Here is a 24,198-nt window from a genome sequence, read left to right on the forward strand (position 1 = left end):
AGGTGCGGGCCGCCTCCGCAAAGACTGGACGCCGTACGCAGAAAGGGGCGGACGCATGGCACAGCGAACGAGCGGCGGGCATCGCCTCCCGCCCAAGGCGCCGCGGAGGCCGTCCTGCGACGGGATCGCCCCCGGCGTGAGGAGGAGGAATCTATCAACTCGAAGAGTCAGGCTTTCCGGAAGCCGAAAGGACGACATGCAAGCGCGGGACATCGCCATAAAGGTGCCGACCGTGACGCGGCACGACTCGATCGCGCACGCGATCCAGGTCATGGCCCTCGGCCGGCTTCCGGGGCTGATCGTCGTGGACGAGGAGCAGCGCCCCCGCCTGGTCCTGCCCGGCACGCAGGTGCTGAAGCTGGCGGTGCCCGTCGCCTACCAGGAGGACTCGGCGCTGTCCCGGGCCGTGGACGAGGCCCATGCGGACGTCTTCTGGCACGAGATCCGCGACATGAGAGTGGGCGACTGCCTCGGCACGCACACTCCCCGCCCGGTCATCGTGAAATCGTCCGCGAACCTGCTGGAGCTCGCCACCCTCATGGCCCGCCAGCGCAGCCCCCTGGTCGCCGTGGTGGACGACGCCGGACTCCTCACCGGCGCGGTCATCCTCGACCGGCTGCTGTCGGCCCTGGCGCTGACCAGGCCCGACGACTGACCCTCCCGCCCCTCGGCCCGGCCGCGGAACGGGGGGCCGCGCGGTGACGGCGGCGGCGGCGCTCGCCATCTTCGTCACCGCGTTCTTCTTCATCGCCACGGAGAAGGCCGACAAGGTCAAGGTCGTGCTGATCGCGGCCGGGGCCATGACGGTGCTGGGGCTCACTCCCGGCGCCGGGGTCTTCTTCTCCGAGCACGACGGGATCGACTGGAACGTCATCTTCCTGCTGCTCGGCATGATGATCATCGTCGGGATCATCAAGGGCACCGGACTGTTCGACTACCTGGCGATCTGGGCGGCCAAGCGCTCCAAGGGCCGGCCGTACCGGCTGCTGGTGATGCTCATGGTCATCACCGCGGTCGCCTCCCCGTTCCTGGACAACGTCACCACGATCATGCTGGTGGCGCCGGTGACGGTGGTGGTCTGCAACCGGCTGCGGATCCCGGCGCACCCGTACCTCATCGCCGAGGTGCTGGCGTCCAACATCGGCGGCGCCTCGACCCTCATCGGGGACCCGCCGAACATCATCATCGCCAGCCGGGCGGGGCTGACGTTCAACGACTTCCTCGTCCACATGGCGCCGATCGTGGTGGTCATCTTCATCGCGTTCGTGCTGCTGGCGCGGGTGATGTTCCGCAAGTCGTTCACCTACGACGAGCGGTACGTCGCCGAGGTGATGTCGCTGGACGAGCGCAAAGCGATCACCGATCCGAAGCTGCTCGTCCGCTGCCTGGTCGTGCTGGGCTTCGTCATCGCCGGCTTCATGCTGCACTCGGTGCTGCACGCGGAGCCGTCGATCGTGGCCCTCGTCGGCGCGGGCGTCATGCTGCTGGTGTCGCAGGTGGAGGTCTCCGACGTCCTCGAAGAGGTCGAGTGGCCGGTGCTGGTGTTCTTCGTCGGCCTGTTCGTCATGGTCGCCGGCCTCGGGCACACCGGCGTCATCGAGACGATCGGGACCTGGGCGGCGGACGCCGTCGGCGACAACTACTTCGCCGCCGCGACCAGCCTGCTGTTCGGGTCCGCGGTGCTCGGCGCGTTCTTCGACAACATCCCCTACGCGGCGACGATGGCGCCGATCGTGGAGGGGATGGCGGCGGGGGCGCCCGACCCGACGACCGCGGAGGCCCTCTGGTGGTCGTTCGCGCTCGGCGCCGACTTCGGCGGCAACGGCACGGCCGTCGCGGCGAGCGCCAACGTCGTCGCGATCGGCATCGCCGCCAGAACCGGCAACCCGATCAGTTTCTGGCAGTTCACCCGCTACGGGATCGTCGTCACCGTGCTGAGCACGCTGATGGCGTGGGTCTACGTGGCGCTGCGCTACTTCTAGCGCGGTCCTCCGATGGCCGGGCGCGCCTCCGCGCGGGCGTGCTCGGCCATCAGTAGGCGTGCTCGGCCATCAGCCGCCGGGACGCCTCGGTGATGCTGCCCGACAGCGACGGGTACACCGCGAACGTCTGCGCGACCTGGTCGACGGTCAGGTGCTGCTGCACGGCGATCGACACGCCGAGGATCAGCTCGCTCGCCCGCGGTGCCACGATGACGCCGCCGAGCACGATCCCCGTGGACGGACGGCAGAACAGCTTCACGAAACCGTCCTCGAAGCCCTGCATCTTGGCGCGCGCGTTGGTGAACAGCGGCAGCATGACCGTCCGGGCGTTGACGTCCCCGGAGTCGACCATCTGCTGTGTCACGCCCACCGACGAGACCTCCGGGTCGGTGAAGATGTTGGACGCGACCCAGCCGAGCTTGAGCGGCTGCACGGCCTCGCCCAGCGCGTGCCACATCGCGATGCGGCCCTGCATGCCCGCGACGGACGCGAGCATGAGCACGCCCGTGCAGTCGCCGGACGCGTAGATGTGCGGGACGGACGTCCGCGACACCTTGTCCACCTCGACGAACCCGCGCGCGTCGCACCGGACGCCGATCTCCTCCAGGCCGATGCCCGTGGTGTTCGGCACCATCCCGACCGTCATCAGGCAGTGCGAGCCCTCGATCTTCTTGCCGTCCTCCAGCGTGACGATCACGCCGTCGCCGGACCGCTCGACGCCCGCGGCCCGCGACCGCGACATGACGTTCATCCCGCGCCGCAGGAACACCTCCTGCAGGACGGCGGCGGCGTCGGCGTCCTCGGTCGGGAGTATCCGGTCGCGCGAGGACACCAGCGTGACGTTGGACCCGAGCGACAGGTACGCCCCCGCCAGCTCCGCGCCCGTCACACCGGACCCGACGACGATCAGGTCCTCGGGCAGCTCCGGCAGGTCGTAGAGCTGGCGCCAGTTCAGGATGCGCTCGCCGTCCGGCTCGGCGCCCGGCAGCACGCGCGGCGTCGCGCCCGTCGCGATGAGCACGATGTCGGCCCGGATGTGCCGGTCGCCGACCGCGACGACGTGCGGCTCCACCAGCCGCGCCTCACCGCGGACGATCTTGACCTCCTCGTAGGCGAGCCGTTCGGCGACGTCGAACGACTGGGCCCGCGCGAGGTCCTTCACGCGCTTGTTGACCTCGGCCATGTCGGCCTCCAGGGCGCCGACGATGCCGTCCGGGCCGCCGTTGAAGCGCAGCCCGAGGCCCGTCGACTCCGACATGACCGCCATCCGGGTCGAGGTGGCGATGAGCGTCTTGGAGGGCACGCAGTCGGTGAGCACGCAGGCGCCGCCGGGACCGTCCCGTTCGATGACGGTCACGTCCGCGCCGAGCTGGGCCGCGACGAGCGCGGCCTCGTAACCGCCCGGTCCTCCTCCGATGATCACGATGCGGGTCACATCTTCCATCCTTCCCTATGCCGGCCAGTGAAAAGTCCCGTTCTGCGCCGTTGCAACGCGCATGGGGGGCAACCCCCACACCCCCGCCTCGAACGTGGCGAGTCACTGTGGGGGCCGACCCCCACACCCCCGCTCCGAACGTGGCGAGTCACCCGTGGGGGGCAACCCCCACACCCCCGCTCCGAACGTGGCGTAGCCTTGGCCAACGTGGCACTGTACGCGGCGTACGCCTCCAACATGGATCCCGAGCAGATGGCGAGCCGGGCTCCGCATTCCCCGATGCGCGGCACCGGCTGGCTGGCCGGCTGGCGGCTGACCTTCGGCGGGCAGGACAAGAGCTGGGACGGTGCCCTCGCGACCGTCGTCGAGGACCGCTCCGAGCAGGTCTTCGTCGTCATGTACGACGTGCCCGCCTGGGACGAGAAGGAACTCGACGCCTGGGAGGGCGCCGCGCTCGACGTCTACCGCAAGATTCGGGTCCGGGTGGAGACGCTCGACGGCGACGCCCTGTGCTGGATGTACGTGCTGGACGACTACGAGGGCGGGCTGCCGTCCGCGCGCTACCTCGGCATCCTCGCCGACGCGGCCGAGAAGGCCGGCGCCCCCGACGACTACGTCAAGGAGCTGCGGACGCGTCCGTGCAAGTCGCTCGGCGACTGATCGAGACACGAGGGGCCCGGCGGTAGTGTCGGCCTTGTGAGCAACGACGCTTTTGCACTGGCACGGGCGGCCGCGGACGCGCTGCGCGACCGCACGTCCATCGACTCCTTCGACGTCGCCCTCGTGATGGGCTCCGGCTGGGTGCCGGCCGCCGACAGGCTGGGCGAGCCCGTCACCGAGCTGACGGTCACCGAACTGCCCGGCTTCGCGCCCCCGGCCGTGGAGGGGCACGCCGGGACGATCCGGGTCGTCGAGATCGGCGGGCGCCGGGCGCTGGTGTTCCTCGGCCGGACGCACCTGTACGAGGGGCACGGCGTCGACGCGGTGGTGCATCCCGTCCGGACGGCGCTGGCCGCCGGGGTGACGACGGCGGTGCTGACGAACGCGGCGGGCGGGCTGCGGCCCGAGCACCAGAGCGTCGGCGACCCGGTGCTGATCGCCGACCACCTGAACCTGTCGGGCGCGAACCCGCTCACCGGCCCGACGTTCCTGGACCTGACCGAGGCGTACTCGGGACGGCTGCGCGCCCTCGCCAAGGAGGTCGATCCGACCCTGCGGGAGGGCGTCTACGCGGCGTTCCGCGGGCCGACCTACGAGACGCCCGCCGAGATCCGGATGCTGCGCACGCTCGGCGCCGACATGATCGGCATGTCGACGGTCCTGGAGACGATCGAGGCGCGGCGCGGCGGCGCGGACGTCCTCGGGATCTCCCTGGTCACCAACATCGCGGCCGGGCTGTCGGACGAGCCCCTCGACCACGAGGAGGTCCTCGCCGCGGGACGCGCGTCCGCCGGCCGCATGGGCACCCTGCTCGCCACCGTCCTGGCGAAGCTGTGAGCGACCTCCGCGCGCGCGCCGAGGAATGGCTGGCGCAGGACCCGGACGCCGGGACCCGCGCCGAGCTCCGGGCGATCCTGGACGCCGGCGACGACGAGGCCCTGGCCTCCCGGTTCGGCTCCCGCCTGGAGTTCGGGACGGCCGGCCTGCGCGGCGAACTCGGCGCCGGCCCGAACCGCATGAACCGGGTGACGGTCATGCGCGCCGCCGCCGGCCTGGCCGCCTGCCTGCCCCCCGGCGGCCGGGTGATCATCGGTTTCGACGCCCGGCACGGCTCGCGGCGGTTCGCCGCGGACACGGCGGCCGTGCTGAGCGGGGCGGGCCTGCGTCCCGAGGTGTTCGCCGACCCCGTCCCGACGCCCGTCCTGGCCCATTTCACCCGGGCGTTCGACGACATCGTCGCCGGAGTCATGGTGACGGCCAGCCACAACCCGCCGCGCGACAACGGCTACAAGGTGTACTGGTCGGACGGGGCGCAGATCGTCCCGCCGCAGGACGGCGAGATCTCCGCCGCGATCGACGCCGTCGGCCGCGTGGACGAGCTGCCGCTCGGCTCCGGCTGGCCCGTCCACGACGACACCGGGCTGTACCTGGACGCGGTGTCGTCGCTGCGCCTCGGCGGCGACCGCGACATCTCGATCGTCTACACGCCGATGCACGGCGTCGGCCGCGACGTCCTGCTGGCGGCGTTCGACCGCGCCGGGTTCCCGGCGCCGATCGTCGTCCCCGAGCAGGCCGACCCGGACCCGGACTTCCCGACCGTCGCCTTCCCGAACCCGGAGGAGCCGGGCGCACTGGACCTGGCGCTCGCCCTCGCCGAGGCCCGCGGCGCCGACCTGGTGATCGCCAACGACCCGGACGCGGACCGCTGCGCCGTCGCCGTCCCGTCCCCGTCCGGCTGGCGGACGCTGACCGGGGACGAGGTCGGCGGGCTGCTCGCCGAGCACGTCCTGCGGCACACCGCCGGCGACGACCGGCTGGCCGTCACCACGATCGTGTCGTCGTCCCTGCTCCGCGCGATCGCCGCCGCGCACCGGGTCCGGTTCGCCGAGTCGCTCACCGGCTTCAAATGGATCATGAAGGCGGGCGGGGCGCCCGGCCGTACCGGGGGGCGTGCGGGGTCGTCCCCCCGCCGAGCACCCGACCGGCTCGTGTTCGGGTACGAGGAGGCGCTCGGGTACAGCGTCGGCGACGACCGCGGCGTCCTCGTCAACGACAAGGACGGCATCGGCGCCGCCCTCGCGGTCGCGGCCCTCGCCGCCGACGCGAAGCGCGACGGCCGCACGCTGCTCGACCTCCTGGACGCGCAGGCCCGCAAGTACGGCCTGCACGCCACATCGCAGCTCTCCATCCGGGTGGACGACCTGTCCCTGATCACCGCCGCCATGGCCCGCCTGCGCGCCGCTCCCCCGCAGGACCTGGCCGGCCGGGCCGTCGAGGCGTTCGACGACCTGTCGCAGCCGTCCGGCGGCCTGCCGCCCACCGACGGCCTGCGCTTCCGCCTCGCCGGCGGCTCCCGCGTGGTCATCCGCCCATCGGGCACGGAACCGAAGCTCAAGTGCTACCTGGAGGTCGTCCTGCCCGTCGGGGACGACGACATCACCGACGTCCGCGCCCAAGCCGCCACCGAACTGAACGCCCTACGCCAAGCCCTCGCGACCGTCCTCGCCTGAATTCGTTGACCTGCGGCGTGTTGTTGTTATGAGCGCGTCCAAAACAACAACACGCCGCAGATCAACGACGTGGCGCGGTCAGTTGAAGATGGAGACGATCAGGCAGGCGATCACGGCGGCGAGGGGGACGGCCAGGGAGGCGACCGCCGGGAGCGACCATTCGACCGTGCCCGTGGCGGTGGCCTCGGTCTTCGCCGCGGCGGCCTTGCCGGGGGCGCCCGACTTCGCCTTCGGGCGGTGGCGGTCGCGCATCTCGTTGAGCTGCTGGGCGGCGAAGCCCGTGGCCGTCCGTCCGCGCAGGTCGACGGCCGGGCCCTGGTTCTTGCGCGCCTGCTTCTGCGCCCGCGCCTCAGCCTTGGCCTGCGCGCGGGGCGATGTCTGGTGCACCCAGGCGCGGGTCTCCAGGTCGGTCCCGTCCGGGCCCGCGAAGCGGACCGTCACCGCGTTCTTGCCCTCGATGCGCCGGACCGCCGCCCAGGGCGCGCTGGCCTCCCGGAGAGGGTTGCGGACGCTCAGCGCCTCCTCGTCCGCGATGATCGCGGGACGCAGCCCGACCGTGTAGGCGATCCCGCAGCCGAGCAGCAGCAGGAACGCGATGGTGAACGTCGTCAGCGAGTAGTCGGGGTCACCGGTGATGCCGACGAACAGGTCCACGAAGTTGAGCAGGGCGAACACGAGCCACGCGTAAGCGGCGACCTGCCCGCCGGTGGAGCGAATGGTCATGGCTCGATCATGCCAGCGGCCTGGCCCCGCTCCACTTGAGCTGGGCGAAGCCCGGCTTGATGACCCCGTTGATCAGTTCGAGCCGCTCGTTGAACGGGACGAACGCCGACTTCATCGCGTTCACCGTGAACCACTGCAGGTCGTCCCATCCGTAGCCGAACGCCTCGGAGAGCTTCGCGAACTCCTGCGACAGCGTCGTGCCGCTCATCAGCCGGTTGTCGGTGTTGACGGTGACGCGGAAGCTGAGGCGCCGCAGCAGCCCGATCGGATGCTCGGCGATCGACTTCGCCGCGCCCGTCTGGATGTTGGACGTCGGGCACATCTCCAGCGGGATCCGCTTGTCCCGGACGTACCCGGCGAGCCGGCCGAGGCGCGCGTCGTCGCCGTCCACCTCGATGTCGTCGATGATCCGGACGCCGTGCCCGAGCCGGTCCGCGCCGCACCACTGGATCGCCTGCCAGATCGACGGCAGCCCGAACCCCTCCCCGGCGTGGATGGTGAAGTGCGCGTTCTCCCGCTGCAGGTACTCGAACGCGTCCAGGTGCCGGGTCGGCGGGTAGCCGGCCTCGGCGCCCGCGATGTCGAACCCGACGACGCCGAGGTCCCGGTAGCGGACGGCCAGCTCCGCGATCTCCATGCTGCGCGCCTGGTGCCGCATCGCCGTGACCAGCGTCCCGACCCGGATGCCGAAGTCCCTGCGGCCCCGCGCGAACCCGTCGAGGACGGCCTCGACGACCTGCTCCAGCGTCAGCCCCATGCCGAGGTGCTGCTCCGGCGCGTACCGGACCTCCGCGTACACGACGCCGTCGTTCGCGAGGTCCTCCGCGCACTCGTAGGCGACGCGGGTGAGCGCCTCGACGGTCTGCATCACGCCGACCGTGTGCGAGAACGTCTCCAGGTACCGCTCCAGCGACCCCGAGTTGGACGCCTCCTCGAACCACGTCCGCAGGTTGTCGGCGTCGGTGGTGGGCAGGTCCGCGTACCCGGTCTCCCGCGCCAGCTCCACGATGGTCGCGGGGCGCACGCCACCGTCCAGGTGGTCGTGCAGCAGCACCTTCGGCGCCCGGCGAATGTCCTCAAGAGTCGGCCGCTCGTTCATCTCTCGAACCTACCCGGACCCGCCGCCTCCCACGTCGTCAACTTCCGCCAATCGGCGCCGCGCACGTCAGGCGAGCGCGAGGAACTCCCGCGTCGTCGCAATCGCGGCCGTGACGGCACCGGCGAGGACGGCGACGGAGTCGATGATCCCTGCTTCGGCCATCGCGACCGGGCGTCCCGTCCGGACGTCCAGCCCAGTCGCGCCGGACGCTCCGCCGATCGCCTCTTGCACCTGGCCGGGGTTGAGGCCGCAGTCGGTTCCCAACCGGATGAGGGGCGTTGACAATCCCACGCCGAGCACCATCGGCGCCAGACCCGGCGGCGGCGCGCCGGCAAGGTCTCCTGCCACCGCGCGCAGGGCGCTTCCCCCGCCGTCCACGAATCCCTCGTCGATGAGGGCGGGCATTGCCTCCCTGGCGCGGACGAGGACGTCCATGCGCGTCCGGAAATCCTCCTCCGGCTCGCCGAGGGCAGGGCCCATCCGGATGATGGCGACTCCCCCGGCGATCTGCGCCATGCGCAGCTTGATGCCGACACGCTGGGCAGCGGTGGGCGCGGCCGACGCCGCGGCGCGCAAGTCGTTGATGCGGCGATGGATCCCGTCCATGTCACCGCGGTACTCGTGGTGGATGCGCACCCCGGACGCGTCGACCGTGATCTCCGGGACGACCACGGGATCTCCCCGCCGAAGGTTCGTGCCGATCAACAGGGCGAGGTCGTCGAGGGTGCCGAGCGGATTGGCGCTCGGCAGGAGCTGCTCCCAGCGGTGCTCGCCGAAGGCCTGTACAAGGACCGCTGGGGCGTCGTCGGCGGGAGTGAGCACGACCACGGGCCGCTCCTGCTCGCCGAGCCGCTGCCGGACGGCGTCGGGCGACGGCTCGGTCAGCACAACGAGATACGGCTCGGTGAGCGTGAAGGCCGAAGGAGGGCCGGGGTCGCCGGGGTTGGCGGGCAGGAACATTCCTTCGTGAAGCTCCAACTCCAGCCCCGGTCGTTCGCGCTCCTCCAGGAAGATCACGCCCTCCTTGCCGATCTTGTCCGCCGCCTCCGCGAGGGCCGCGGCGCCGTCCGGGTCGCCGGTGGCGGCGGTCAGGACCTGCTGGAGCTGCTCCTTACGCGCGATCTCGACGGCCCTGCCGCGCAGCAGCCGGACGGCCCACTCACCGGACTCGGCCAGCTCCGTGCGGAGGCGGGCCGGGGATATGACGTCATGGCGCACCATGTCGAGCGCGGTGCTGATCATCGCCTGGGCCATCACGGCGGCGGTGGCGGCGCCGTCCGAGTGCTCGGTGCGCATCCGGCGCACCAGCCGGCGGATGAGATCGGCGCCCAGTTCGGCGTCCGTGCGGGGCTCGGCTGTGGCCTGGCAGAGAACGGCCGGGTCCGCGGTGGTGCGGCGGGTGCCGTCCGGCGCCGTGTATCGGGCCAGGCCGCCGGTGGGGCCGAGCGTGCGGGCGATCTGGAATGCGAGTTGCATGACGCCTTCGTGCACGTCGTCCAGCGGATGCCGGGACCGGCGCGCAGCACGAGGCGGTGGCGGTGAGAGTTCGGGGGCGGCGGTGTTGCGGACGAGGGCGATGGCGCCGCCCGCGTTGCGGTTGCGTTGCTGCGGTATCGGCCGCGACCGCGCGGTCAGCCGGACGTGCAGCCGCCGGTACACGGTCTCCATGTCCAGCAGGGCGGGCCCGCCGGGGACGCCTTCGGCGAGCGTGTGGATCAGTTCGCCGGTGAACGCCGTGTACGGCTCGCCGGGCGGGGCCAGCGCCTTGCGGGTCTCGGCGGACGCGGTCAGCAGGTACGTGCCGTCCACCACCGCCTGGTCGGCGACCTGCTCGGTCGCGCTCATGCCGCCGACCAGGGCCCGGCCGCTGTAGCAGCAGTCCAGGATGACCACTTTGCGATGGGCTCCGCCGCCCGCGTGCATCACCACGCGGCGTACGTCCTCGTACCGGAGGGCGGTGTAGGAGTGCTCGGGATCGGTGTCGGGCAGCGCCAGGCACAGCTCATCCGTGTAGGGGTCGGTCAGGCCGTGCCCGGCGAAGTAGACGATCAGTGCGTCGGTGGCCTCGGCGGCGGCCTTCCGCAGGGTGTCGAGGATCGTCCGGGCCGAGGCCGGCTGCCTGACGAGCAGGCAGTTCCGTTCGGCCAGCCCCCACAGCGCAGGGTCGGTGAACACGTCGCGGAGGCCGGTGAGGTTCTGCTCCACCGCCGGTAGATCGTCCAGCGTGTCGTACCGGTGGACGCCGATCAGGACGGCTCGGGAGCCTTCGGCGTCCGGCAGCCCGGTCACTCGGCCCCGCCCGCCTCGCCGTCCAGCGCCCGGAGAACGTCCTGGATCGCCTCCGGCGAGTCGGCGCTGATCGTGACCGCCGCGCCTTCGCGCTCGATCCGTACGACGGGACCAGAAGACGATCTCCGCGACCCGATCCAGGCGGCCACCGCGACGACCAGGCTGCTGAACGCGATGGCGTTGCTCAGCACGACGTTCACGACCTCAAGCGAGCCGCCCATGTCGCCCGGCCGCGGCGGCGCCGGGACGATCGTCACCTTCGCGTCCTGGCGGACGTCCGGGTCCTGCGCCAGCCACCGGTACAGGGATGCGATCTCCGTCCCGTCGGACGAATCCGCCACGCTGAGTAAAGCCTCCACTCCCGCCCCTCTCTCCACGTCCACTACATCACCGACGGGCACGGCACGCCTGAGGTTCACGGCCGGCGGCCCACACCGCCGACCATCGTCCACGGCAGTTCGGGAAGGTCGCCCGCCGAGTCGCCGGAGCGCCAGGCCCGGACGTCGACCAGCCCCGGCTCGACCAGGTCGAAGCCGTCGAAGAACCGCTCGATCTCGGCCCGCGTCCGCGCCGTCAGGGGCGCGCCCGACGCGCGGAACCCGCGCTGCGCGGCGGCCATCACGCCGTCCGGCGACTCGCTCGCCGTGTGCGAGACGACCAGGTGGCTCCCGGACGGCAGCGCGTCGCGCAGCCCGGCGACGATCCCCCACGGGTCCTCGCCGGGGCCGACGAAGTGCAGGATCGCCACGAGCAGCACCGCGATGGGCTCGTCGAAGTCGAGCAGCGCCCGCGTCCCGGCGTCATCAAGGATCTCCCGGGGGCGTTTCAGGTCGCCCCGGATCACGGTCACGTCGCCGGTGGTGGCGAGGAGGGCGTCGGCGTGGGCGACCACGACCGGGTCGTAGTCGGCGTAGACGACGCGGCTGCCGGGCGCGGCGGCCTGCGCGACCTCGTGGACGTTCTGCTGCGTCGGCAGCCCCGCCCCGATGTCGATGAACTGCCGGACGCCGCGTTCGGCGGCGAGGAACCGGACGGCGCGGCCGAGGAAGTCGCGGTTGGCGCGGGCGGTCAGCGGGGCCGCCGGGTTCGCGGCGATCATCTGCTCGGCGGCGCGCCGGTCGGCCTCGTAGTTGTCCTTCCCGCCCAGCAGGTAGTCGTAGATCCGGGCTCCGTTCGGCACGGCGGTGTTCACCCCGGCGGGGACCTCGTCCGGTTCGGCCACGCGGCCCTCCTCCACGGCGATCACTTGTCCGCACAGTCTGCGGCCGGGGGACGTCTCATCGCGCCCCCCGGCCGCAATCGGTCAGTGGATGTGCCGGTCAGCGAGCCTTGGCGTAGTCGCCGATGTTGCCGGCGAAGTCGAACATCACGCAGGGCTCGTCGCCGATGACCCAGGCGTCGTGGCCCGGCTCCACGACGAACACGTCCCCGGGGCCGACCTCGCCTTCGGATCCGTCCTTGGTCCGGATGCGCATGCGTCCCTCGACGACGTAGCCGTTGTGGTGGACTTCGCACAGGTCGGTGCCCGCGATGTCCTTGACGGACTCGGTCCAGCGCCAGCCGGGCTCGAACGTCGCCTTCCCGAAGACGAGTCCGGTGAGGTTGACGACCTCCAGGTGCCCCCGGGGGAAGTCGCGCCGGTCGTCCGGCTTCTCAATGCTCTTGATCTCGGTCATGATGGGTCCCCCTTATCCACCATCACCTTCCACGCTTGCACTGCCTCTGACCTGCGTCAAGACGGGGATCGAGGTCACGTCTTACGGGCGAGCGCCGCGTAGTAGTAGGCCTCCTGCGGGTCGGCCGGGGGCGTGTCCGGACGCCAGGCCGCGATCGGCACCACGCCGGGGTCGAGGAGGGCCGCCGAACCGAACAGCGCGGCGAACTCGTCGCGGGTGCGGGAGACCAGCGGGATGCCGGCCGCGTTCGCCGCGGCGTTGGCGGCGGCGACGGCCTCGGGGTCGAAGTCGGCGGTCGGGTGCGAGATCGCCAGCGTGCTGCCGGACGGGAGCGCGTCGAGCAGCGTCGCCACCCACCGCTCCGGGCGGCGCTCGGCGGGGTAGTACATCAGGAGCGCGACGACCATCAGCGCGACCGGGCGGGTGAGGTCGAGCGTCCCGGCGAGGAGCGGGTCGGCGCCGATCGTCTCCGGCCGGGTGAGGTCGCCGTGCAGGTAGGCGACGCCGGGGACGTCCGCGATCATCTCCCGCGCCTGCTCGGTGACCAGCGGGTCGTTGTCGACGTACACGACGCGGGCGGACGGGTCGGCGCCCTGCGCGATCTCGTGCAGGTTCGGGGACGTGGGGATGCCGCTGCCGATGTCGAGGAACTGGGTGACGCCCGACTCCACCAGGTGCCGCGTCGCCCGCTCCATGAACGACCGGTTGGCCCGCGCCATGGCGGGGAGCGTCGGGATGGCGCGGATCATCGCGTCCCCGAGTTCCCGGTCGGCGGCGAAGTTGTCGGTCCCGCCGAGCCAGTAGTCGTAGACCCGGGCGGGGTGCGCGACGGAGGTGTCGAAGCCCGGGGCGTCCGGCAGCGGCGAGCCGACGCGCAGGAGGTTGCCGCTGCGGTCGACGAGCGCGAACTCGCGCATCCCGTACTCGCGGTCCTCGGGCGGCTGGAGGCGGCTGCCCGTGGCCGGGTCGGCCGGCACGCCGGCGTCCGACCATGCGCGGTGGAGGGCGTCGGCGTCCGGGACGCGGACATAGCAGCCGGCCGCGGTGGTCAGCGGGTCCACCTCTGGGTCGTGGAAGAACTGCAGCTCCACGCCGCCGCGTCCGATGATGAGGTAGTCGTACCGGTCCGGCGGGTCGCCGCGCAGCTCGAAGCCCAGCCGGGCGTAGAAGTCGAGGGTCTCGTTGAGGTCGCGGCTCGGCAGGATGGGCACCGCATACTCGTCCATCCGGCAACGGTAGTTCGCGGCGCGCGTCGGGCGCGGCCCCAGCCGCTACCGGACGGACGTCAGGGCGGCGTAGACGATGATGTTGTCGCGGTAGCTGCGTTCCGTCCGGTCGAACGCGCCGCCGCAGGTCACGAGCCGGAGGCCGGCGTGGTCGAGCGGGCCGTAGACGCGGCCGGTGGGGAACTCGTCCTTGGCGACGCGTTCCACGGACTCGACGGTGAACACGGCGACCCGGCCGTCCGCGCGGGTCACCTCGACGCGGTGGCCGGGCCGCACCCGGCCGAGGTCGTAGAAGACCGCGGCGCCCTTCGCGGAATCGACGTGGCCCAGCAGCACGGCCGCGCCGAGTTCACCGGGGGTGGGCCCGCGGTCGTACCAGCCGGCCTCGCCGGGACGGTCCCCGGACGGGACCTGCACCGAGCCGTCGGCGTCGAGGCCCAGCCCGATCAGCGGTGCGCGAACCCCGATCGACGGGACGGCGACCCGGACCGGCACCGAGCGGGGCAGCGCCGCCGCCCGGTGGTCGGCCGGCCGGGTGGTCGCGGCCCACGCGGGCGGCCGCGGCGGGCCTCCCGGGCCGCGCAGCCCGAGACCCGCGAATGTCAGGCCGGCCGCCATCAGGACGACCGCGGCCGCCCACAGACCGGCCTTTCGCGCCATTGCCGTTCACCCGTCCGGTGAGAATGAAGGATCTCGGAAAAGGAATCGGCCGCCTCCGGGAAAGGCGGCCGCCATCGGCCGTGAGTCCGTGCCGTCAGGAGTCGGAGCCGCTCCGGCGGCGGGCGGCCAGGCCGCCGGCGCCGACCGCGCCCGCCATGAGGACTCCGCCGCCCGCCAGCAGCACGAGGTTCGCGCCGCCGGAGCCGCCGCCGAAGCCGGTCTTGGCGCCGCCGCTCGGGGTCGGGTGCGCGCTGCCCAGCGGCGTCGGGCGCGCCGAGCCGGCGGGCGTCTGCCGCGGGGTGGGCCGGTGCGTCGTCGGCGGGGTCTTGGCGTCCAGGACCTTGAGGTATCCGATCGACCGGTGCGTCCCGCAGCGCACCTGCACCGTGTAGTCGCCCGGGGAGGTGTCCGGCTTGATGGTCGCGAGGCCCGCTCGGCCGTCGACCTCCTCGGCGCCGTTCAGCGGGACGGCGCCGCCCACGAAGGCCAGCGAACCGGCCTCGCCGTCCACCGCGCACTTCTTGCCGACGACGGTGATCTGGTCGCCGGGCCGCGCCTGGCCGGGCTGCACGACCACGTCACCGCCCTCGGCCAGCGCGGGCGCGGCCAGGCCGACCGTCATGCCGCCGAGGACGAGGCCGAAAACGGCCGCCTTTCCGAGTCGCATCTCTCCCCCACTACGACACGGCGGCTTACTTCGACTTTCGGCCTCGCACCGTGCCCCCTTATGCCCTCATACGATGAAGCGCGCACGCGATTGGTTCGAGGCCCTTTTTTCGCCTTCATGATCGCAATTCCTGAGCCTGGAAGTCGGCGTGATAGCCGTCACATTCCGCCGTTCAGCGGCTCAGGCGGCGGTAGCGGCGGACGGCGAGCGGCAGGAAGACCGCCGTGATGGCGACCGGCCAGACGAGCGCCATGAGCAGGGCGTGCTGCTCGACCCAGGAGCCGCCGACCGCGGCCGGGTTGCCGAACAGCTCCCGGGACGCCGTCACCGTCGACGACACCGGGTTCCACCGCGCGACCGCGCCCAGCCAGTCCGGCATGAGGGACGGCGCCACGAACGCGCTGGAGATCATCGCGAACGGGAACGCCACCGCGAACAGGCTCCCCGCCGCCTCCTCGTTCGGCACGAGCAGGCCCAGCAGAACCCCGACCCAGATCAGCGCGAAGCGCAGCAGCAGGAACAGCCCGAAGGCGCCGAGCGTGCCGAGCACGCCCCCGTCCGAGCGCCAGCCGATCGCCAGGGCCGTCAGCGCCAGGACGAGGAGGTCGAGGGTCGCGCCGATCAGATCGCCGACCCCGCGTCCCGTGACGACGGCCGACGACGCCATCGGCATCGACCGGAACCGGTCGGTGACGCCGCGTCCGCTGTCGTGGACGACGGCGTACGCGGTGTTCATGAAGCCCATGGCCATGGTCATGCCGAACATGCCGGGCATCAGGAACTCGCGGTAGTCGCCGCCGCCCGGAACCGACATCGCGCTGCCGAACACGTACCCGAACAGCAGCACCGAGACGATCGGGAACCCGAGCTGCCAGGCGATGCCGGCCGGCTGCCGGACGTAGTGGGTCAGGCCGCGCAGGACGATCGTCCAGCTGTCCGCGACGGCCCAGTACAGCCGCGCGGTCACGCGTCCACCCCTTCCCTCTCCTCGGCCCGGTGCCCGGTGAGGCGCAGGAACACCTCGTCCAGCGTGGGGCGGCGGAGCCCGATGTCGTCCACGGCGATGCCGCCGTCCTGGAGGGTGCGGGCGACCTCGGTCAGCGCGGCCACCCGGTCGGCGACCGGCGCGTGCACCCGCGCCGCGCCCGTGTCGACCCGCGGATCGGCGGACGCGACCCGGGCCACCACGGCCGCCGCCGCGGACAGGTCGGCGGGATCGCGGACCACCACCTCGACCCGGTCCGCGCCGATCAGCCGCTTCAGCGACCGCGGCGTGCCGTCCGCGATGACGCGGCCCCGGTCGAGGACGGCGATGCGCCCGGCGAGCTGGTCGGCCTCGTCGAGGTACTGCGTCGTCAGCAGCACGGTCGTGCCCCGCGCGACCAGCGACCGGACAGCGCGCCACACCTCGTTGCGGCCGCGCGGGTCGAGCCCGGTGGTCGGCTCGTCCAGGAACAGCACGTCCGGGGCGAGGATCATGGCGGCCGCCAGGTCGAGCCGGCGGCGCATCCCGCCGCTGTACTCCTTCACGCCCTTGTCCGCGGCCTCCACCAGGCCGAACTGCTCCAGCAGCTCCTCGGCGCGGGCCGCCGCGCCGCGCCGGCCGAGGTGGAACAGGCGGCCGAACATGCGCAGGTTCTGCCGTCCCGTCAGCACCTCGTCGAGCGCGGCGTGCTGCCCGGCGAAGCCGATCCGGCGGCGCACCTGTTGAGGCCGCGCGGCGACGTCCACCCCGGCGACCTCGGCCCGGCCGCCGTCCAGCCGGACGAGCGTGGCGAGGATGCGCACGGCGGTCGTCTTCCCCGCGCCGTTCGGGCCGAGCAGGCCGTAGACCATGCCCGGCGGGGCCGCGAGGTCGAAGCCGTCCAGCGCCCGTTTCGTCCCGTAGTCCTTGCGGATCCCCGCGGCGAGGATCGCGTGCTCCGGCATGCCGCCTCCCTATTTCGCGTATGCCATACGCAAATTAGCGTACAGCATACTCGAAGTGTCGCGGGCCGCCCCGGCCGCGACGCGGTAGCGTCGTGTCCGGTACGCAGGCGGGCACCGATGACCAGGACGGACGATGACGACGGAGCACGGCGACGGCCGCGACCTCGGGCGGAGCCTGAAGCTGCTGTGGGGCGACACGACCCGGCCACCGCGCGGGCGCCCGCCCGCGCTCAGCCTCGACCGGATCGTCGCCGCCGCCGTCGAGGTCGCCGACGAGCTCGCCCGCACGGAGGGCCTCGAAGCGCTGTCGATGCGCTCCATCGCGACCCGCCTCGGCGTCGGGACGATGTCGCTCTACCGCTACGTCCCCGGCAAGGCCGAACTGCTCGACCTCATGCTCGACCACGTCATCGACGTCCCCGGCGAGGACGCGGAGGGCGGCTGGCGCGAGATCCTGGAGGCCGACGCCCGGCACCACTGGCGGCTGTGCCTCGACCATCCCTGGTACGCGTTCGTCGACCAGAGCCGCCCGCTCCTCGGCCCCAACGCCATGCGCGGCCTCGACCGCCTCGTCGCCCTGCTCCGCCCCACGGGCGTGGACGACCGCACCCTGCTCATGATGATCAGCGCCCAGAACGACTACGTGGAGGGCGTCGCCCGCCGCTACGTCAACGAACGCCGCGCCGAGGCCCGCACCGGCGTCAGCAACGAGCAGTTCTGGGCCGCCCAGGAACCGACTCTCATCAAGGCCATGAGCAGCGGCGACTACCCCACGATGGCGAACATGGCCGACAACACCTTCGACTTCTCCTACGAACAACTCTTCGAGTTCGGCCTGACCCGCCTCCACGACGGCTTCGCCACCTCCATCATCACCCCCTGACCCCGCGCACCACCCAGAAAAGAAGTCGCCGCTCGGTGGCCGGCTTCGTACCGTCGTCCAATGCAGCTGATCTCGGTCAATGTCGGCCGCCCCCGCGCCAGTCCGTGGAAGAAGAACATGCTGACCGGCATCGACAAGCGACCAGTCGACGGCCCGGTGCAGGTCACCGCACCGGCCTCCGAGGGGACGGGCGAGGTCGGCCTGGCAGGCGACCGCGCCTATGACGTCCGAGGCCACGGCGGGCCGGACCAGGCCGTCTACGCCTACGCGCGCGAGGACCTCGACCGGTGGCAGGACGAACTGGGCAGGCCGCTCCCCGACGGCGTCTTCGGCGAGAACCTCACCACCGCCGGAATCGACGTCAACGGCGCGCTGATCGGCGACCGGTGGCGCGTCGGGCGGGGCGTTCTGCTGGAGGTGAGCTGCCCCCGGATTCCCTGTGGCACCTTTCAGGGTTGGCTGGGCGAGACCGGATGGATCAAGCGGTTCACGCGGGCGGCGAGGCCGGGGGCCTATCTGCGCGTCATCGAGGCCGGTGAGATCCGCGCGGGCGACACGGTCGGACTCGTGCGGCGGCCCGGCCATGATGTGACCGTGGCCGTCGCCTTTCGCGCGCTCACTGCCGAGCCCGGTCTGCTGCCGCTGCTGATCCCGATCGAGGAACTGCCGTACTACGTGCGCGACGTGGCCCGAAAGCGCTCCGGCCGCTGAAGAAGTGAAGCGACACATACATAGCGGCTGCGTACATATAGGCAATTTCGGGCGAAATGGGCATGGCGGGACAGGGTTGCTGAAAGTGGTTCGATATCTCTGGAATCTCGGCGATCTGCGCTTGCCCGAACGTACGTTGTGTCAGCCTAGATACGGAGTGTGCCCGTAAGAGCACGCCTTACTCGGTCATGCGAGTCCTGCTGAGCCGCCGATCGCACTGAGGACGCCGATGTCTGTTTTCTCCGAACCCGCTGCCGACAGCGAGCGCCAGGATGTCCGGCGTCACGGCAGGACCCCGGCCCGCGGCATGCGTCGCCACAGCAACGTACGGTCCTTCCACCTGTGCATTTCCGTCCTGCCCGCGGCCGTGGTGGGGGTGCTCGGCGCCGGCGCCGCGGCGATGCTCTACGGCGACGACGCCGTCACGCGCCGGACGCAGGTGGTGTTGGTCGTGATCGCCGTGGGCGTCGTGCTCACGCTGGGCGCGGCCGTGTACGCGGCGGACGCGGCGACCCGGCGGGTCGACCGGCTCCAGGCCCGGCTGTCGGTGCGCGGCCACGACGACGTCCAGCGGCGGCTCGGCGAGCTGTGGTTCTCGATCGCGCGCGGTCGGCAGGGCCTGCGGGAGCTGGTCGAGCGCGTCCATGCGGGGGAGACCGCGCCGCGCAGCGAGGACGTCCCGGCCACCGACTCCGGCGACCCGTTCATCCGGCTCGCCTACGAGCTGCGGCAGGCGCAGGGCGAGGCGTGGAACGCCGTGCTGGACACCGCGGCCCGCGAGACCGGCGGCACCGACCAGCGGGTGGACGTCTTCGTCAACCTCGCCCGGCGGATGCAGTCGCTGGCCCACCGGGCCATCCGCGGCCTGGACGAGCTGGAGAACCAGGTCGAGGACCCCGACCTCCTCAAGGGCCTGTTCCGGGTCGACCACCTCAGCACCCGCATGCGCCGCCAGGCGGAGAGCCTCGCCGTGATCGGCGGCGCCGCGTCCCGCCGCCAGTGGAGCCGGCCGGTGACCGTCTACGAGGTGCTGCGCTCGGCCATCGCGGAGGTGGAGCACTACAACCGGGTCAAGGTGGTGCCGCCCGTCGAGGGGACCCTGCACGGCGGCGCGGTCGCGGACGTCGTGCACCTGCTCGCCGAGCTGATCGAGAACGCCACCAAGTTCGCTCCCCCGCACACGCAGGTGCTGATCCGCGTGGACACGGTCAGCGCGGGCCTCGCCGTCGAGGTCGAGGACCGCGGGCTCGGGATCCCGCGCGAGACGCAGCGGCGGCTGAACGAGCTGCTCGCCGACCCCGACCGGACCGGTGCCGGGGAGCTGCTGCAGGAGGGGCGCATCGGGCTCCTGGTGGTGTCGGCCCTGGCCCGCCGGCACGGTGTCCGCGTCCAGCTCCAGGACAACCTGTACGGCGGCACCCAGGCCGTCGTGATCGTGCCCAAGGAGATGGTCGGCCAGCAGGCGCTGGAGGCCCAGACCCGGGCTTCGGCGCAGGCCCCGGCCCAGGCGCCGGAGCCGCCGGACGACTCCGAGCGCGTACCGGTGCCGGCCGCCACCGCCGCGGCAGCCGTGCCCGCCGCCACCGGTGCGCACGCCGCGCACCGGCCCGTCCAGCAGCCCGCGGCCGTCCAGCAGCAGACGACCGTCCAGGCGGCCGCCGCGCGGCCCGCCGCCCCCGTGTCCCAGCCGCTCGCCGCGTCCGGCGGGCCTCCGGCGGACGGCGGCGAGCGGCCCTCGCTGCCGCGCCGCCGCGTCCAGGCGAACATGGCGCCCGAACTGCTCACCGCCCCCGCGCCGCAGCAGCAGGACGACGACGAAATCGAGCCCAATCCCGGTCTCATGGCGGCGTTCCAGCGGGGTGTGCGCGGCGCCGAGGAGGATGGCGGCGATGCGGACGGCGGCTTTGCCGATGACCCGGGCAGCGCGGGCTGACGAAACTTCACGAGCGATAAGGAGCGTCCATTGAGTGCTGTCTCCCCGAACCAGGCTCAAGATCTTGCTTGGCTGCTGCGGGGGCTGGGCGAGGAGGTTCCCGTCATCCGCGGCAGCGTGCTGCTGACCTCGGACGGCATGCTGAAGGCCTCCGACGGCTTCGACCGCGCCAGCGCCGAGCAGCTCGCCGCGCTCGCCTCCGGCCTTTTCTCCATCGCGCGCAGCGCCGGGACGAAGTTCGACGGCAGCAACGAGGTCCGGCAGGTCGTGACGGAGCTGAAGTCCAGCCAGTTGTTCATCGCGTGGGCCGGTTACAACTCCGTCCTCGCGGTGCTGGCCGGGGCGGACGCCGATCCGTCCGTCGTCGGTTTCGAGATGGCCCGGCTGATCAAGTCCGTGCGGCCGTTCCTCGGCACGGCGGCGCGGTCGGCGGCCGGTACGAGCGATCCCCATCCCTCGCTATGACGGCCGGCGAGAACGAGGTATGGCTCGACGACGACGCCGGGCCGCTGGTGCGCCCGTACACCGTGACCGCCGGGCGCACCCGCCCGGCCGTCCACCTGGACATGCTGTCCCTGGTGGTGGCGACCGGCCAGGTCCCCGCCAACCTCGACCCCGAGCACGGCATGGCGCTCGAACTGTGCCGCGCGCCGACCTCCGTCGCCGAGGTCGCGGCGCACCTGCGGCTGCCCGTGGCGGTCACCAAGGTCCTGCTCGCCGACCTGGTGCACTGGCGCGCCATGACCACGCGGGCGCCGCGTCCCGCGGCCGAACTCACCGACCGAGACCTATTGGAGAAGCTGCTCGATGGCCTACAACGAGCCTGAGGTGTTCCCCACTCAGGTCAAGATCCTGATCGCGGGCGGGTTCGGCGTGGGGAAGACGACGTTCGTCGGCGCGGCGAGCGAGATCGAACCGCTCAGCACCGAGGAGCTCATCACGACGGCCAGCGTCGGGATCGACGACCTCGGCGGGGTGGAGGAGAAGGCCACGACCACCGTGGCGCTCGACTTCGGCCGGATCACGATCGACCAGCACAACATCGTCCTGTACCTGTTCGGCACCCCCGGGCAGCAGCGCTTCTGGTTCATGTGGGACGAGCTGTGCGCGGGCGCGCTCGGCGCCGTCGTGCTCGCCGACACCCGCCGGCTGGAGGCGTGCTTCGAGGCCGTCGACTTCTTCGAGAACCGCGGCACCCGGTTCCTCGTCGCGGTGAACGAGTTCGACGGCGCGTTCCGCTACGACCCCGACGAGGTGCGGTCCGCCCTCGAACTCGACCCGCGCGTCCCGATCGTGCTGTGCGACGCGCGCGACGGCCGCTCCGCCACGTCGGTGCTGCGCGCCCTCATCCGGCATCTGATCGCCACCGTTCCCGCACCCTCCGCATGACCCGAACCCGCCGCCAATGGAGTGTCCCGTGAATCACGAGCCCCTGTACGAGCCCGCCGGCCACCTGCTGACCCCCGTCGACAAGGACGTCCCGCAGCGCGTCGCGCGGCTGCGCGAACTCGGCCTCGGCCAGTCGCCCGACCCCGAGTTCGACGCGTTCGCCCGCGACCTCGCCGAGACCGCCCGGCGCCTCGTCGGCACCGGCGTCCCGCCGTTCGCGATGGTCAACTTCGTCACCGACCACCAGTTCCTCGCCGGGCTGTACGCCCCCGAGGACCCCGGGGCGGACGCGGGCGGCGCCGTCGAGCTGGGCCGCGAGGTGCCGCTCGACCACGGCTACTGCCCGCACGTCGTCGTCCGGCGCAAGGCGCTCGTCCTGGACGACGTGTGCGACTACCCGCGCTTCGCCGGCAACCCGGTCGTCGACAAGCTCGGCATCCGGACCTACGTCGGCGCGCCGCTGATCGACCGGACCGGCACGGCGCTCGGCACGATCTGCATCATCGACCGCGAGCCGCGCCCGTGGGGCCATCCGGGGCTGAACCTCATCAAGGACCGGGCCGCGGAACTCGTCCAGCTGATCCGGCGGCGCGAGGAACTGCTCGGCTGACGGCCCGGTCGCCGGGCGGGCGGGCGTCCGGGTCGGGGGCCCTCACGCCTCGGCGGGGACGGGCACCGACCGCGAGAACCGCACGCCGGCCGGGGGCGGGACGGCGCCGTCCTCGATGCCGAGCACCCCGGACGACAGCAGGCCGAACTCGGTGGCGACGCCGGCGATGTCGGCCTTGAGGAACTCGATCGCCGCCCGCGCGCGGCGGCCGGCGTCCGGGCCGGCCTTGGCGGACCACCGCATGACCTGGCCGATCGCGAACGCGTAGGCGATGGCGCGGCCGGCGAGCACGAGGTGCTCCTGGCGGAGGTCCCGGTCGAGGAAGCCGAGGTCGATGCCCTGGGAGGTGATCGCGGACGCCGTGAGCGGCCATTCGGCGAGGAACTTGCTGAGCGGCAGCCCGCCCGTCCGGGCGAGGCAGTACTCGGTGAGCTGCTGGCTGAGCAGGTCGTTGGTGCCGTCGAAGATGGTGTAGACGCGGGCGTCCAGGAACGCCTGACCGGAGATGTTGGTCGGCGATCCGCAGCGGTACCCCTCGCCGCCGGCGAGCTGCTGGTAGTGGTGCGCCGCGCTGAGCATCCGCTCGGTGGCGACCGTCTTGATCGCCTGGACGGCGGGGAACGCGCCGAGCATCTCCGACTTCATGTCCAGCGAGGTCTGCAGGTAGTCGTTGAGCGCCGCGCAGACGGTGTAGGACGTGTCGATCGCCGCCAGCCGGTAGCGGACGAACCGGATCGCCGACTGCGGCCCCGGTCCGATCTTGCGGCGGTCGGCGTAGGCGTGCGCCTCGCGGCTGAGCCGGCGCAGGAACCCGCAGCCCATCGCCGCCATCATCGCCCGCGACGCCATGAGCATCTCCACCATGGGCTTCAGGTTGCGGCCGTCCGCGTGGATCCGGCGGTGCGGCGGGACGACGGCGTCGATCTCGTTGAGCCCGTAGTCGATCACCTTCAGGCCGAGCGGCTCGTACGGCTGCAGGGTGCGGAAGCCCTCGCTGCGCTTGACGATGAAGTAGCCGTACTCGCGGCCCCGGTCGTCGTTCTTCGCGCTGACCAGCCACCAGTGCGCGCTGGAGCTGAACGCCTGCCAGTGCTTGCGGCCGCGGATCCGGTAGCCGTCCTCGACCTCGTCGAACGTGGTGGTCATGCCCGACATCGCCGAGCCGCAGCCGGGCTCGGTGGAGGCGAACCCGGCGACCATCGGGTCGCCGCCGGCGTACTGCGGCAGCACCTCCCGCTTGGCCTCCTCGCTCGCCCACAGCGCGATGGGCCGCAGGGCGACGCCCGTGATGACGGTGACGTACATGCCGAGCGGCAGGTTCCACTCGGAGACGGCCTCCACGACCCTGCACATCTCGACGTGGCTGTCGCGGCCGCCGTACTCCCTCGGCAGCGTCGGCAGCAGCACCCCGGCCCGGGTCAGCAGCGTCCAGTCGTCGGCCGGGAGGTTCTGCTGCGGGTAGTGGGCGGTGTCGAATCGGGAGGCGACGGCCTCGATACCGGCGATGAAGTCATTGGTCGGCAGGGACGGCAGAGCATTCGTCATGGTGTCAGCTCTCACGGGTCGGCATGTCAGTGCTGGGGGAAGTCGCGAGATTCCAGTGATCAGAAACGCACACCTGCCCGATCGACCGTCAAGCCGACCGCGCGAACCTCCTCACCCATCGCTCGCGTGCAACTCTCACGCGCCATACTGGAACGAACGATCACCGGACGCAAGGCGGTCCTATCTGACCGTAATCAGCCACCGGGTGGTCGAGCCTGCCGGCCGTGTTCCGGCCGTGCCTCCAGCGCCCCCATGATCAGCATGAGATTCC

At 72.1% G+C, this 24,198-nt stretch carries 25 protein-coding genes; 12 read left to right on the top strand and 13 right to left on the bottom strand.

Annotated features, from left to right (window positions below; genetic code table 11):
• Window positions 1–196 precede the first annotated feature (196 nt).
• Window positions 197–655 (top strand): CBS domain-containing protein, encoded by a 459-nt coding sequence (locus tag ABFX46_RS24720; protein ID WP_346045602.1) that lies wholly within the window; start codon window positions 197–199, stop codon window positions 653–655.
• Window positions 656–698: 43 nt separating this feature from the next.
• Window positions 699–1,982, top strand: coding sequence for an ArsB/NhaD family transporter (locus ABFX46_RS24725; protein WP_346045603.1), 1,284 nt, complete (start codon window positions 699–701; stop codon window positions 1,980–1,982).
• 49 nt (window positions 1,983–2,031) lie between these two features.
• On the opposite strand, the gene ABFX46_RS24730 is transcribed toward ABFX46_RS24725, so the two are convergent.
• Window positions 2,032–3,417, bottom strand: coding sequence for an NAD(P)H-quinone dehydrogenase (locus tag ABFX46_RS24730; protein ID WP_346045604.1), 1,386 nt, complete (start codon window positions 3,415–3,417; stop codon window positions 2,032–2,034).
• A gap of 207 nt (window positions 3,418–3,624) precedes the next feature.
• Here ABFX46_RS24730 and ABFX46_RS24735 point away from each other — a divergent pair, with 207 nt between their 5' ends.
• Genes ABFX46_RS24735 through ABFX46_RS24745 form a run of 3 tightly spaced genes read left to right on the top strand, consistent with a single transcriptional unit; the run spans window position 3,625 to window position 6,587 of the window.
• On the top strand, window positions 3,625–4,077 hold the full coding sequence (locus tag ABFX46_RS24735; RefSeq protein ID WP_346045606.1) for a gamma-glutamylcyclotransferase family protein: 453 nt from the start codon (window positions 3,625–3,627) through the stop codon (window positions 4,075–4,077).
• A gap of 36 nt (window positions 4,078–4,113) precedes the next feature.
• On the top strand, window positions 4,114–4,914 hold the full coding sequence (locus ABFX46_RS24740) for a purine-nucleoside phosphorylase (RefSeq protein ID WP_346045608.1): 801 nt from the start codon (window positions 4,114–4,116) through the stop codon (window positions 4,912–4,914).
• Window positions 4,911–6,587, top strand: a complete 1,677-nt coding sequence (locus ABFX46_RS24745) for a phospho-sugar mutase (RefSeq protein ID WP_346045610.1) — start codon at window positions 4,911–4,913, stop codon at window positions 6,585–6,587. The genes ABFX46_RS24740 and ABFX46_RS24745 overlap by 4 nt, the downstream gene beginning before the upstream one ends.
• A 78-nt stretch (window positions 6,588–6,665) precedes the next feature.
• On the opposite strand, the gene ABFX46_RS24750 is transcribed toward ABFX46_RS24745, so the two are convergent.
• The 11 genes from ABFX46_RS24750 to ABFX46_RS24800 all read right to left on the bottom strand — a co-directional run bounded on the left by ABFX46_RS24750 (window position 6,666) and on the right by ABFX46_RS24800 (window position 16,856).
• Window positions 6,666–7,310: a PH domain-containing protein gene (locus tag ABFX46_RS24750; RefSeq protein WP_346045612.1), complete on the bottom strand. Its 645-nt coding sequence runs from the start codon at window positions 7,308–7,310 to the stop codon at window positions 6,666–6,668.
• Between the two features lie 7 nt (window positions 7,311–7,317).
• A complete protein-coding gene (locus tag ABFX46_RS24755) occupies window positions 7,318–8,409 on the bottom strand; it encodes an adenosine deaminase (RefSeq protein ID WP_346045614.1) in 1,092 nt (363 codons plus the stop codon).
• A 66-nt stretch (window positions 8,410–8,475) separates the two neighbouring features.
• Window positions 8,476–10,698 carry a caspase, EACC1-associated type gene (locus ABFX46_RS24760; protein ID WP_346045616.1) on the bottom strand — a complete coding sequence of 741 codons (2,223 nt, stop codon included), beginning with the start codon at window positions 10,696–10,698 and terminating at the stop codon, window positions 8,476–8,478.
• Window positions 10,695–11,039, bottom strand: coding sequence for an effector-associated constant component EACC1 (locus tag ABFX46_RS24765; protein WP_346045618.1), 345 nt, complete (start codon window positions 11,037–11,039; stop codon window positions 10,695–10,697). Before ABFX46_RS24765 ends, ABFX46_RS24760 begins: the two co-directional genes overlap by 4 nt.
• Window positions 11,040–11,113: 74 nt before the next feature.
• Complete coding sequence (locus ABFX46_RS24770) at window positions 11,114–11,920, bottom strand: SAM-dependent methyltransferase (RefSeq protein ID WP_346045620.1); 807 nt, start codon at window positions 11,918–11,920, stop codon at window positions 11,114–11,116.
• A gap of 97 nt (window positions 11,921–12,017) precedes the next feature.
• Window positions 12,018–12,374, bottom strand: a complete 357-nt coding sequence (locus ABFX46_RS24775; RefSeq protein ID WP_346045622.1) for a cupin domain-containing protein — start codon at window positions 12,372–12,374, stop codon at window positions 12,018–12,020.
• A 74-nt stretch (window positions 12,375–12,448) separates the two neighbouring features.
• Complete coding sequence (locus tag ABFX46_RS24780) at window positions 12,449–13,600, bottom strand: SAM-dependent methyltransferase (protein WP_346045624.1); 1,152 nt, start codon at window positions 13,598–13,600, stop codon at window positions 12,449–12,451.
• A gap of 45 nt (window positions 13,601–13,645) precedes the next feature.
• Window positions 13,646–14,260 (bottom strand): class F sortase, encoded by a 615-nt coding sequence (locus ABFX46_RS24785; protein WP_346045626.1) that lies wholly within the window; start codon window positions 14,258–14,260, stop codon window positions 13,646–13,648.
• A gap of 94 nt (window positions 14,261–14,354) precedes the next feature.
• Window positions 14,355–14,927 carry a hypothetical protein gene (locus ABFX46_RS24790; RefSeq protein ID WP_346045627.1) on the bottom strand — a complete coding sequence of 191 codons (573 nt, stop codon included), beginning with the start codon at window positions 14,925–14,927 and terminating at the stop codon, window positions 14,355–14,357.
• Window positions 14,928–15,099: 172 nt separating this feature from the next.
• Window positions 15,100–15,894, bottom strand: coding sequence for an ABC transporter permease (locus tag ABFX46_RS24795; RefSeq protein WP_346045628.1), 795 nt, complete (start codon window positions 15,892–15,894; stop codon window positions 15,100–15,102).
• Entirely contained in the window at window positions 15,891–16,856 is a 966-nt protein-coding gene (locus ABFX46_RS24800) for an ATP-binding cassette domain-containing protein (RefSeq protein WP_346045630.1), read from the bottom strand. The genes ABFX46_RS24795 and ABFX46_RS24800 overlap by 4 nt, the downstream gene beginning before the upstream one ends.
• Window positions 16,857–16,989: 133 nt before the next feature.
• Here ABFX46_RS24800 and ABFX46_RS24805 point away from each other — a divergent pair, with 133 nt between their 5' ends.
• The 7 genes from ABFX46_RS24805 (at window position 16,990) to ABFX46_RS24835 (ending at window position 22,382) form a co-directional block, all read left to right on the top strand.
• Complete coding sequence (locus ABFX46_RS24805) at window positions 16,990–17,739, top strand: TetR/AcrR family transcriptional regulator (RefSeq protein ID WP_346045631.1); 750 nt, start codon at window positions 16,990–16,992, stop codon at window positions 17,737–17,739.
• Window positions 17,740–17,856: 117 nt separating this feature from the next.
• Entirely contained in the window at window positions 17,857–18,450 is a 594-nt protein-coding gene (locus tag ABFX46_RS24810; protein WP_346045632.1) for an MOSC domain-containing protein, read from the top strand.
• A gap of 307 nt (window positions 18,451–18,757) precedes the next feature.
• Window positions 18,758–20,383, top strand: coding sequence for a sensor histidine kinase (locus ABFX46_RS24815; protein WP_346045633.1), 1,626 nt, complete (start codon window positions 18,758–18,760; stop codon window positions 20,381–20,383).
• Window positions 20,384–20,413: 30 nt separating this feature from the next.
• Window positions 20,414–20,848: a roadblock/LC7 domain-containing protein gene (locus tag ABFX46_RS24820; RefSeq protein WP_346045635.1), complete on the top strand. Its 435-nt coding sequence runs from the start codon at window positions 20,414–20,416 to the stop codon at window positions 20,846–20,848.
• Entirely contained in the window at window positions 20,845–21,210 is a 366-nt protein-coding gene (locus ABFX46_RS24825) for a DUF742 domain-containing protein (RefSeq protein ID WP_346045636.1), read from the top strand. The genes ABFX46_RS24820 and ABFX46_RS24825 overlap by 4 nt, the downstream gene beginning before the upstream one ends.
• The gene (locus ABFX46_RS24830) at window positions 21,191–21,772 is read left to right on the top strand and encodes a GTP-binding protein (RefSeq protein WP_346045637.1); all 582 of its coding nucleotides are present in this window, start codon (window positions 21,191–21,193) and stop codon (window positions 21,770–21,772) included. Before ABFX46_RS24825 ends, ABFX46_RS24830 begins: the two co-directional genes overlap by 20 nt.
• 28 nt (window positions 21,773–21,800) lie before the next feature.
• Window positions 21,801–22,382, top strand: a complete 582-nt coding sequence (locus ABFX46_RS24835) for a GAF domain-containing protein (protein ID WP_346045638.1) — start codon at window positions 21,801–21,803, stop codon at window positions 22,380–22,382.
• 42 nt (window positions 22,383–22,424) lie between these two features.
• On the opposite strand, the gene ABFX46_RS24840 is transcribed toward ABFX46_RS24835, so the two are convergent.
• Window positions 22,425–23,927, bottom strand: a complete 1,503-nt coding sequence (locus ABFX46_RS24840; protein ID WP_346045640.1) for an acyl-CoA dehydrogenase family protein — start codon at window positions 23,925–23,927, stop codon at window positions 22,425–22,427.
• Window positions 23,928–24,198: the final 271 nt, after the last annotated feature.

The organism is Actinomadura chokoriensis (assembly GCF_039529475.1).
GTDB lineage: Bacteria > Actinomycetota > Actinomycetes > Streptosporangiales > Streptosporangiaceae > Spirillospora > Spirillospora bangladeshensis.

Bases quoted from the DNA above. Each gene is read 5' to 3' on its own strand.
- ABFX46_RS24810 (WP_346045632.1), top strand. From the start codon at position 17,857: ATGCTGACCGGCATCGACAAGCGACCAGTCGACGGCCCGGTGCAGGTC.
- ABFX46_RS24750 (WP_346045612.1), bottom strand. From the start codon at position 7,310: ATGACCATTCGCTCCACCGGCGGGCAGGTCGCCGCTTACGCGTGGCTC.
- ABFX46_RS24800 (WP_346045630.1), bottom strand. From the start codon at position 16,856: ATGCCGGAGCACGCGATCCTCGCCGCGGGGATCCGCAAGGACTACGGG.
- ABFX46_RS24785 (WP_346045626.1), bottom strand. From the start codon at position 14,260: ATGGCGCGAAAGGCCGGTCTGTGGGCGGCCGCGGTCGTCCTGATGGCG.
- ABFX46_RS24805 (WP_346045631.1), top strand. From the start codon at position 16,990: ATGACGACGGAGCACGGCGACGGCCGCGACCTCGGGCGGAGCCTGAAG.
- ABFX46_RS24815 (WP_346045633.1), top strand. From the start codon at position 18,758: ATGCGTCGCCACAGCAACGTACGGTCCTTCCACCTGTGCATTTCCGTC.
- ABFX46_RS24830 (WP_346045637.1), top strand. From the start codon at position 21,191: ATGGCCTACAACGAGCCTGAGGTGTTCCCCACTCAGGTCAAGATCCTG.
- ABFX46_RS24755 (WP_346045614.1), bottom strand. From the start codon at position 8,409: ATGAACGAGCGGCCGACTCTTGAGGACATTCGCCGGGCGCCGAAGGTG.
- ABFX46_RS24790 (WP_346045627.1), bottom strand. From the start codon at position 14,927: ATGCGACTCGGAAAGGCGGCCGTTTTCGGCCTCGTCCTCGGCGGCATG.
- ABFX46_RS24825 (WP_346045636.1), top strand. From the start codon at position 20,845: ATGACGGCCGGCGAGAACGAGGTATGGCTCGACGACGACGCCGGGCCG.
- ABFX46_RS24720 (WP_346045602.1), top strand. From the start codon at position 197: ATGCAAGCGCGGGACATCGCCATAAAGGTGCCGACCGTGACGCGGCAC.
- ABFX46_RS24780 (WP_346045624.1), bottom strand. From the start codon at position 13,600: ATGGACGAGTATGCGGTGCCCATCCTGCCGAGCCGCGACCTCAACGAG.
- ABFX46_RS24840 (WP_346045640.1), bottom strand. From the start codon at position 23,927: ATGACGAATGCTCTGCCGTCCCTGCCGACCAATGACTTCATCGCCGGT.
- ABFX46_RS24775 (WP_346045622.1), bottom strand. From the start codon at position 12,374: ATGACCGAGATCAAGAGCATTGAGAAGCCGGACGACCGGCGCGACTTC.